We start from the raw sequence: 333 nt of genomic DNA, 5'->3' as shown, positions 1-333 counted from the left end.
TATTCGGATTCAACCATTTTGGTGATACATGGTGTTTTGTCAGATGGATTTACATATAACAAGTTCTCAGGACTCCTAAATGAGGTAACTCAAGCGGAAGTCGTTACGGTGGACTCACGAGGACATGAACTTTCTTCAGGAACCCTTTGCTTATATTATTTACAAAAGATACAAGACCGCTTATCGCTGTGAGCTTAAAGCCGATTTTAGAGTATTTACGTTAACTGACAATGAGGCATAAACGAGCCATATCTGACCGTCTGCTCCTTGTCTTCAGCAGACCACCGCCCGCGCGGTGGTGACGATCTGGTAGTCGCTCATAAAAGTCTGACA

Annotated in this window: 1 protein-coding gene; it reads left to right on the top strand. The window is 43.5% G+C overall.

What is annotated here, in order from left to right; genetic code table 11:
• The coding region (locus JV36_RS19895; RefSeq protein ID WP_235207838.1) for a hypothetical protein at positions 1-192 on the top strand (192 nt) is incomplete at its 5' end.
• Between the last annotated feature and the right edge of the window lie 141 nt (positions 193-333).

It is taken from the genome of Alteromonas sp. LOR, from assembly GCF_000753865.1.
Taxonomy (GTDB): domain Bacteria; phylum Pseudomonadota; class Gammaproteobacteria; order Enterobacterales; family Alteromonadaceae; genus Alteromonas.
The sequence above is the reverse complement of the archived record's forward strand: the minus strand, read 5'-3'. Positions and strand labels throughout refer to the sequence as shown.